Source organism: Mesorhizobium sp. M4A.F.Ca.ET.020.02.1.1 (assembly GCF_004022645.1).
Classification (GTDB): Bacteria; Pseudomonadota; Alphaproteobacteria; order Rhizobiales; family Rhizobiaceae; genus Mesorhizobium.
In genome coordinates this window covers 1-613 of the sequence record NZ_RZOI01001334.1, presented here as the reverse complement: position 1 = coordinate 613, position 613 = coordinate 1, and the positions used below count along the sequence as shown (strand labels likewise).

1 protein-coding gene and 1 pseudogene are annotated in these 613 nt (G+C 64.1%); both read right to left on the bottom strand.

The genetic code is table 11. The features are described 5' to 3' along the window. Window positions 1-226, bottom strand: a pseudogene (locus EN742_RS36980) (acetyl-CoA C-acyltransferase); the annotation flags it as partial. 33 nt (window positions 227-259) lie between these two features. Then, window positions 260-613, bottom strand: a 354-nt coding sequence (locus EN742_RS36975) for an acyl-CoA dehydrogenase family protein (protein WP_281035069.1), incomplete at its 5' end; no start/stop codon positions are given.

The following is a 613-nucleotide window of genomic DNA, read 5'->3' as shown; positions in this document are numbered from 1 at the left end:
CCTCGAAGGCGGCGGCGCGCGGAATTACCGAGCCCGCCTCGCCGACCGGGTCGACGCAGCCGAAGATGATGTCGTCGACAGTGCCGGTGTCGAGGCCGTTGCGGTCGCGCAGCGCCTCGAGCGTTTTGGCGGCGAGCCGCACCGCCGGCACCTCGTGCAGCGAGCCATCCTTCTTGCCTCTGCCGCGCGGCGTGCGCACGGCGTCATAGACGTAAGCTTCGGCCATTTTCCTGCTCCTTGGGTTTGCCGGTCGCCGCGCTCAGAGAGAGCGCCCGATCAGCAATTTCATGATCTCGTTGGTGCCGCCGTAGATGCGCTGGACGCGAGCGTCGCGGAACATGCGGGCGATCGGGTATTCATTCATGTAGCCATAGCCGCCGTGCAATTGAAGGCATTCGTCGACCACCTTGCCCTGCAGGTCGCTAAGCCAGTATTTGGCCATCGAGGCGGTGACCGGATCGAGGCCGCCATCGATGTGGCGGGCGACGCAGTCATTGTAGAAGACGCGGCCGATCGTGGCCTCGGTCTTCAGCTCGGCCAGCTTGAACTGGGTGTTCTGGAAATCGATGACCGCCTTGCCGAAGGCCTTGCGCTCCTTGACGTAGTCGATGGT